The following is a 7,146-nucleotide window of genomic DNA, read 5'->3' as shown; positions in this document are numbered from 1 at the left end:
GCCCCCGCCTCCGTCCCCGCCCGTCGGTATCCGGCGGCACGTCGGATGGACGGCCGCCGCCGTCGTGGCGCTGCTGGCGGCCGTGGTGCTCAGCCTGGCCGTGGGCAGCCGGACGATCCCGCCGGACCGCGTCCTCGACGCCCTGCTGCACGGCGGCGACGACGCCACGGCCGGTGTCGTCCGCTCGCTGCGGCTGCCGCGGACGCTGATCGGTCTGATGACGGGGGCCGCCCTCGCCATGGCGGGCGTGGTGATGCAGGGCGTCACCCGCAACCCGATCGCCGACCCGGGCATCCTCGGCGTCAGCCAGGGCGCCTCGCTGGGCGTCGTCCTCGCCATCGCCGCCGCCGGGGTGCACACCCTGGCGGGACAGGTGTGGTTCGCGTTCGCGGGGGCGGCGGTGGCGTCCGTCGCGGTGTACGCGATCGCGTCGCGCGGTCGCGGGGGCGCGTCCCCCGTCAAGCTGGCGCTCGCCGGGGCGGCGGTCAACGCGCTGTTGGTCTCGGTGATCTCCGGGGTGCTGACCACCCGGGCGTCCGCGCTGGAGGAGTTCCGGTTCTGGCAGATCGGCTCGCTGGCGGGCCGGGACCACGCGATCGTGGGCCAGATGTGGCCGTTCCTGCTGGCCGGCACCCTGCTGGTGCTGTCCGTGGCACGCGGTCTCGACGCGCTCGCGCTCGGCGAGGACGTGGCGCGCGGCCTCGGCCGCAACGTCGCGGCCGTCCGGATCGCGGCCGGCACCGGAGCCACCGTGCTCACCGGCGTGGGGGTGGCCGCCGCGGGACCGATCGCGTTCGTCGGCCTGGCGGTGCCGCACATCGCCCGGGCGCTCGTGGGCGGCGACCACCGCAGGCTGCTGCCGATGGCGGCGCTGCTGGGACCGGTCGTCCTGCTCCTTTCCGACGTCGTCGGCCGGGTGATCTACGCGGACAGCGAGGTTCCGGCGGGTGTGATGACGGCCCTCATCGGCCTCCCGTTCCTCGTCGCGCTCGCCCGGCGCCGGAAGGTGGCCGCATGAGGACCCAGCAGCGGGAGCGGCAACGGACCGAGCGGCGGACCCACGACGCCGTTCCCCTCCGCCCCACCGGCTACACCGTCCTCCGCGCCCGCGCCGGCGGCGGCTCCTTCCTCCTCCACCGCCGCGCCGCGGCCGTCGCCCTGTGCCTGGCGGCGGCGCTGGCCGCGGCCTGCCTGGCGTACCTGTGCGTGGGCGACACCTTCGTCGCGCCGGGCGCGGTCGTCGACGTCCTCCTCGGCCGGCCGTCCCCCGACGAACTGGTCGTCGGCACCTTCCGGCTGCCGCGGATGACCGTGGGTCTGCTGGTGGGAGCCGCGTTCGGGATCTCGGGGGCGCTCATCCAGACCGTGGCCCGCAACCCGCTCGCCAGCCCCGACATCATCGGCGTGTCCCAGGGGGCGGGGGCGCTGACGGTCGGCGCGATGACGTTCGGCGTCACCTCGTACGCGGCGCTGCCCTACGTCTCCACGGCGGGCGGCCTGCTCGCCGCCGCCCTCGTCTACGTCTTCGCGTGGCGCGGCGGGCTGCACGCGGGCCGCTTCGTGCTCATCGGCATCGGCTTCGCCATCGCGCTCCGGGCGATCACGCAACTGTTCCTGACCAAGGGCGACTATCTGGTCGCCCAGCAGGCCAAGGTCTGGATGACCGGTTCGCTCAACGGCGCCGGCTGGGACGCGGCGGCGCCGGTGGCGTGGACGCTGCTGGTGCTCGCCGTGCCGCTGTGCTGGGCCGCGCGGGCCCAGCGCACGGTCGCCCTGGACGACGCCACGGCCACCGCCCTGGGCGTCCGCCTGAACCGGGTACGGGCGGGGCTCGTCCTGCTCGGCGTCGTCCTCGCCTCGGTGGCGACGGGCGCGGCGGGACCGGTGGACTTCGTGGCGCTCCTCGCCCCGCAGATCGCCCGCCGGACGACGCGGACCGCGCAGATCCCGCTCGTCTGCTCGGCGCTCACGGGCGCGCTGATCGTCGTCCTCGCGGACCTCCTGGCCCGCAAGCTCTTCGAACCCACCCAGCTCCCGGTGGGCGTCCTCACGGCCGCCGTCGGCGCGCCGTACCTCATCCGGCTGATCATCCGCGGCCGCACGGGAGGGAAGTCGGCATGACCCAGGAAACGGTCCACGGACGGGACGAGCCCGGCACGGCTCCCGGACCGGCCGGTCCCGCCGCCCCCGCCGGGCGGCTGCGCGCCCGGTCCCTGACGCTCGCGTACGAGAACCGGACGGTCGTGGACGGCCTCGATCTCGACGTGCCGGACGGCGAGGTGACCGTGGTCATCGGCCCGAACGCGTGCGGCAAGTCGACGCTGCTGCGCGCCCTGGGCCGGCTGCTGAAGCCGGTGTCCGGCGCCGTCCTCCTCGACGGCGAGGAACTGAGCCGGATCCCCACCCGCCGGCTGGCCACCCGCCTGGGCCTGCTGCCGCAGACGCCGGTGGCACCGGAGGCGATCACGGTCGCCGACCTCGTCGCGCGCGGGCGGCAGCCGCACCAGCGCTGGTGGCAGCAGTGGTCGGAGGCGGACGAGCGGGCGGTCGCCGAGGCGATGGAACGCACGGACGTCGCGGCGCTGGCGGACCGCCCGGTCGACGAACTCTCCGGCGGCCAGCGCCAGCGCGTCTGGATCGCCATGGCCCTGGCCCAGGAGACCGACCTGCTCCTCCTCGACGAGCCGACGACCTACCTCGACATCGCCCACCAGGTCGAGGTCCTCGACCTCGTCCGCCGCCTCAACACCGACCGCGGCCGCACCGTCGTGGCCGTCCTCCACGACCTCAACCAGGCCGCCCGCTACGCCGACCACCTGGTCGCCATGAAGGACGGCCGCGTCGTCGCCCAGGGACGCCCGGGGGACGTGGTGACGGCAGACCTCGTCCGCGACGTCTTCGGCCTGGAGTCGGTGGTCATCCCGGACCCGGTCACAGGCGGCCCACTGGTCGTGCCGGGACCACCGGCAGCGGACGGACGGACCGCCTGACGCGGCCCGGCCGCCCGGCACCGCCGCCCGGGCGACCCCGGGCGCTGCCCTGCGCTGCGCTGCTCCGCCCGTTCAACGGCGCGGCGGCCGTGGCGCCGCGGGGACGGTCCGGGCCGCGCCGACCCCCTCCGCCAGGACGGAAAGGCGGACCGGCACGAGCTGGCACCCCCGGCGGGGCATCGGCGCGGACCTTCCATGACCCGCGAAGACCCGGACAGGGCCTTCCACAACCCGCGACGATGCGGACGGCACCACCGACCGCACGCGATGACGGCACCGCCCCGTCAGCGGACCGAACGCCGCGACCGCCGGGCGGTCAACGCCCGTCGCGCCCCGCGCCGTTCCCGGCTCTCAGCCGGATCGCCCGACGGCGAGCAGATGCGACCCGGCGGCCAGGAGCTCGCCGTACTGCTCCGCCATACGAGCGGCCGCCAACGCCGCACGGAACATCGGGGAGTCCACGATCCGCTCACCCGTGTGCTGCTCGACCGCCTTCAACAACCCCCAGGCCGGACCCTCGACACCGAAGACGCGCACGTCGCGGAACCCCGCGCGCTCCAGCTCCTCCGCGAGCTCGCCGGCGGTGTGGAAGTACGCGGCCGTGAAGCCCTTGCGCCCGGGTTCGTGCCGTCCGGTGGCCAGGATGTCCGTGACCGCGTCACGTACCCGCTCGCGGTCGAGCCAGGTGGTCGCCGTGTGCTCGAACAGCGAGGCGTAGCGGCTGATCGCGGCGGCCGCGAGCACCCCGCCCGGCTTGAGTACCCGCCCGGCCTCCGTCAGGGCCCGCAGCCGGTCGTCCCGTTCGAGCAGGTGGTAGAGGGGCCCGAGGAGCAGCACGGCGTCCTGGGAACGACCGGCCGCCGCGAGCTGCCGCGCGTCCCCGAGTTCGGCCCGGCAGCCGTCCCGCAGCGCGGCCTCGACGTGCCGGGGAACGGGGTCGACGAGACGCACGTCGTACCCGTCGGCGGACAGCCACCGCGCGTGCACACCGGGACCGCCGCCCACGTCGAGAACGCTCGCGGGCGCCGGCGGGAGGTGACGGCGCAGCAGCTCCCGCGTACGCACCAGTTCGAGCATGCCGTCGGCGGAGGACGTCAACCGCGCCGCCTCGTCGTACCCCTCGGTGTAGAACGCGATGATCTCGGGGTCGACCGCGGGCGTCTGCGACATGGGCAGCATGCCGGCCCGGGCTCGGCAGCCTGTCCAGGGTGCCGGGGGGCGCGCCGTTTCCCGTGTCGAGGGGCGGCCGGGGGCCGAACCATCCGGTGTGGCACGTCGCGCTTCGGTTCGCGTGGGAGCGCGCGGAGTGGCGGGTCGACCGTTCGGCCCGCCTCGCCGTGCGGTGCGAAGTCCCGGGCGCGCGGGCCGCGTTCGTCAGCCCGGGAAGGCTCCCGCGTCCGTGACCTCGCCGTTGAGGTCGCACCAGGCGGTCGACGTACGGCCGGAGCGGACGCGGTCGCCGAAGCGGATGTAGTCGATGCCGTCGGCACGGTGGCAGACGACGTAGGCGGTGAACGGACTGCCGTAGCAGGTGATCGACGCGCCGTGGCCGTTGTCGTCGCGCCGGTACCGCCAGGCGTCGCACGTGAAGTCGGCGGAAGTGGCGGTCGTGGTGACCGGGTCGGATGCCGGGGTGGATACCGGGGTGGATGCCGGGGTGGATGCCGGGGCGGATGCCTGGGCGGGGGCCGCCAGGCCCACCGCCGCTCCGCCCGCGAGGGCCAGGGACGCGGTGACGGCCGCGACACGGGGACGGATACGCATGGGTCCTCCCTTGACCGAGGTGTCGTGCGGGTCGTTGCGCGGGCACCGACGCTACTCAGCGGCGCGTCGAGCGGACAGCGGCGCACGGGAGTTGGCCGGGAACGGACCGGGTCCCGCCGGACAACCGCCGGACCCGCGCCTCCGGCCGCCGGGCGCGCCACATCGCCGTACGGGTGGGCGGACGGGTTCGGGGGCCACCCGGCGGCCACTTGACCGGCCGCGCGCTCAAGCGGAGCGAGCGGCACCGTCCACCCTCACTTCAGGGGAACGCGCCGACGCATCCCGGCCGTTCATCCGTCATGGAGCATCCCGCGCACCCCATGCACCCCGTCCGTCCCGCCACTTCGCGGGACGTGCCCTCGTCCGTCCGAACTCTCACCCGTGCGTTCGCCCACTACCCCTTCACCCGGCATGTCGTCGCGGCCGACGGACACGAGGAGCGGCTCCGCCGCTTGCAGGAACTGTTCCTGACGCGGGTGGGTCTGGCGTACGGGCGGGTGTGGGTGGCGGAGGACGCCCGGGGTGCGGAAGGTGTCCAGGGTGCGGGCTCGCGGGACGGCGGGGGCGGGGACGCCGTCGCGGTCGCGGTGTGGACCACGCCCGAGCGGGATCCCGGGCCCGCGTTCGCCGAGGCGGCGCCGCTGATCGCCGAGTCGGCCGGGGACCGCGCCCCCGTCTTCGAAGCCGCCGAACGGGCACTGGAGCCTCACCGGCCCCGGGAGCCCGCCTGGTTCCTCGCCACGGTCGGCGTCGACCCCGTCCACCAGGGCAAGGGCCTCGGCGCGGCGGTCTTGGCCCCCGGCCTGGCCGCCGCCGACGGCGCCGGGCACCCGGCGTACCTGGAGACCTCCACCGAGCGGAATCTGCGCTTCTACGAGCGGCTCGGGTTCGCGGTCACGGCCGAGGTGCGGCTGCCGGACGACGGACCCCGCACCTGGTGCCTGCGGAGGGAGCCCGGCAGGCCCTGAAGGCCGGGCGGTGTCCGCCGTCACCCTCGGCCGCCCACGCCCCGCGGGCCCCTGCGGCAACCGCCATCCCGGCTCCCCCCTGGCGTACCCCGGCCGTCACCCCGGCCGTCGCGCCCGCCACAGGACGAACAGCGCCGAACCGACGGCCGCCGCCCGGACCACGACCGGAACGGTGCCGGCCAGAGCGGCCCCCAGCTCCCCCTCGGCTATCGGCGCGCCCCAGCGGTGTTCGAGACGGCCCCAGAGCCACACCACGGCGGCGCCCGCCGTCAGGCCGGGGACGCCCATCACGGCCCACTTGGACTCGGTCTGTGTGAGCCTGCGCGTGATGTACGCGAGCGCCCAGCCGGCCGCCATGACGACCCACTGGCCCAGCACCGCCCCGACGACCAGCAGGATCGCCACCAGGGCGAGCACCGGGCTCACGGGGATGGCCCCGGACGCACCCCCTGCCACTCCCACACCGGCTCCCGTACCGTCTCCGGCTCCCGCCGCACCGGCCGCACCGGCGCCGTCCACGCCCGCGCCCGGGCCGCCCGCCCGGCCGCCGCCGACCAGGCGCCGCAAGGGGAACCGGCGTCGGAGACCGCCCGCACGCGTTCCGGACGGCGCTTGCTCGCCGACGGCGGCGGACGGGCGCGCCGCGTCACCGGGCCGCTCGCCCGGCACCGCCTCCACCGCCGCCTGCGCCTGCTCCTGCTGCCGCGCGAGCTCCTCCGGGCCGGGCGGGGGCTTGAGCATGTCCGGGATCTCTATCCCGCCCGTGAACCCGTGCGTCGTCGTCCCGCCGCCCGCGTCGAAGGGCGTGCGCTCCACCCGCCACCACTCGTCCGCGGCTCCCACGGGAGTGGACGGCCCCCGGAGTTCCTCCTCCGTGGCCAGGTGCGGCGGCGCGCCCGTGTCGGGGAAGCGCACCGCGCCCGTCCCGGTACCCACGCCGGGCCGCCCGCCCGCGCCCGCGCCGTCCGCGCCCGGCTCGCGGCGCTGCGCGGGGACGCGTCCCGCGGCCCCCGCCGTCCCGGAGGCGTCCGCGCCGTCCGAGCCGCCGCTCGCGCCGGACACCGCCTCGTCCGGCGTGCCCAGCCCGTCGAGGATGCGGCGCACGGCGGCCGGTGTGTCGGCGCCCTCGACCGCCCGGCGCCGTTCGATCTCCGTGCGCAACCGGGTGACCAGGCGCATCCGGTCGCCGGACGTGAGCGACCGCCGCTGGGCTATGTCGCCCACCTTGCTGAGGTAGTCGTAGACGAGCTGATCGCTCTCGATCCCCACCACGTCCCCCAAGCTCCCCGGTGACCTCCGACGCCTCGCCGCCGCCTCCCGGATCCGACGGTACCCGCTCCTCCCCCGGCTGTCCGCGAGAACGACCCGGGGCGCCCGGGAGGACGAACGGGACGTTCGACGTGTGAGGGGGTGGGGGTGGGTGA

At 76.1% G+C, this 7,146-nt stretch carries 7 protein-coding genes; 4 read left to right on the top strand and 3 right to left on the bottom strand.

All coding sequences use genetic code 11. The features are described from left to right. Window positions 1-28: 28 nt before the first annotated feature. Genes ACSNOK_RS28800 through ACSNOK_RS28790 form a run of 3 tightly spaced genes read left to right on the top strand, consistent with a single transcriptional unit; the run spans window position 29 to window position 2,990 of the window. Window positions 29-1,018 carry a FecCD family ABC transporter permease gene (locus ACSNOK_RS28800; RefSeq protein WP_436783725.1) on the top strand — a complete coding sequence of 330 codons (990 nt, stop codon included), beginning with the start codon at window positions 29-31 and terminating at the stop codon, window positions 1,016-1,018. Continuing rightward, window positions 1,015-2,121 (top strand): FecCD family ABC transporter permease, encoded by a 1,107-nt coding sequence (locus ACSNOK_RS28795; RefSeq protein ID WP_436783724.1) that lies wholly within the window; start codon window positions 1,015-1,017, stop codon window positions 2,119-2,121. The genes ACSNOK_RS28800 and ACSNOK_RS28795 overlap by 4 nt, the downstream gene beginning before the upstream one ends. Then, window positions 2,118-2,990, top strand: coding sequence for an ABC transporter ATP-binding protein (locus tag ACSNOK_RS28790; RefSeq protein WP_436783723.1), 873 nt, complete (start codon window positions 2,118-2,120; stop codon window positions 2,988-2,990). Before ACSNOK_RS28795 ends, ACSNOK_RS28790 begins: the two co-directional genes overlap by 4 nt. 351 nt (window positions 2,991-3,341) lie before the next feature. Here ACSNOK_RS28790 and ACSNOK_RS28785 read toward each other — a convergent pair whose 3' ends face one another. Both ACSNOK_RS28785 and ACSNOK_RS28780 read right to left on the bottom strand, forming a co-directional pair. Then, on the bottom strand, window positions 3,342-4,160 hold the full coding sequence (locus tag ACSNOK_RS28785; protein ID WP_436783722.1) for a class I SAM-dependent methyltransferase: 819 nt from the start codon (window positions 4,158-4,160) through the stop codon (window positions 3,342-3,344). A 204-nt stretch (window positions 4,161-4,364) separates the two neighbouring features. Continuing rightward, the gene (locus ACSNOK_RS28780) at window positions 4,365-4,754 is read right to left on the bottom strand and encodes a hypothetical protein (protein WP_436783721.1); all 390 of its coding nucleotides are present in this window, start codon (window positions 4,752-4,754) and stop codon (window positions 4,365-4,367) included. A gap of 299 nt (window positions 4,755-5,053) precedes the next feature. Between ACSNOK_RS28780 and ACSNOK_RS28775 the strand changes: the two genes are divergently transcribed. Then, window positions 5,054-5,722 (top strand): GNAT family N-acetyltransferase, encoded by a 669-nt coding sequence (locus ACSNOK_RS28775; protein WP_436783720.1) that lies wholly within the window; start codon window positions 5,054-5,056, stop codon window positions 5,720-5,722. Window positions 5,723-5,818: 96 nt separating this feature from the next. Here ACSNOK_RS28775 and ACSNOK_RS28770 read toward each other — a convergent pair whose 3' ends face one another. After that, window positions 5,819-6,994: a hypothetical protein gene (locus tag ACSNOK_RS28770; RefSeq protein WP_436783719.1), complete on the bottom strand. Its 1,176-nt coding sequence runs from the start codon at window positions 6,992-6,994 to the stop codon at window positions 5,819-5,821. Window positions 6,995-7,146 lie beyond the last annotated feature (152 nt).

This window comes from Streptomyces sp. URMC 126 (assembly GCF_051386555.1).
Taxonomy (GTDB): Bacteria; Actinomycetota; Actinomycetes; order Streptomycetales; family Streptomycetaceae; genus Streptomyces.
Note: the sequence above shows the minus strand (reverse complement) of the source record. Positions and strands in the feature narration are given on the sequence as shown.

Coding starts and splice junctions, on each gene's coding strand:
- ACSNOK_RS28795 (WP_436783724.1), top strand. CDS start 1,015: ATGAGGACCCAGCAGCGGGAGCGGCAACGGACCGAGCGGCGGACCCAC.
- ACSNOK_RS28790 (WP_436783723.1), top strand. CDS start 2,118: ATGACCCAGGAAACGGTCCACGGACGGGACGAGCCCGGCACGGCTCCC.
- ACSNOK_RS28785 (WP_436783722.1), bottom strand. CDS start 4,160: ATGTCGCAGACGCCCGCGGTCGACCCCGAGATCATCGCGTTCTACACC.
- ACSNOK_RS28780 (WP_436783721.1), bottom strand. CDS start 4,754: ATGCGTATCCGTCCCCGTGTCGCGGCCGTCACCGCGTCCCTGGCCCTC.
- ACSNOK_RS28775 (WP_436783720.1), top strand. CDS start 5,054: ATGGAGCATCCCGCGCACCCCATGCACCCCGTCCGTCCCGCCACTTCG.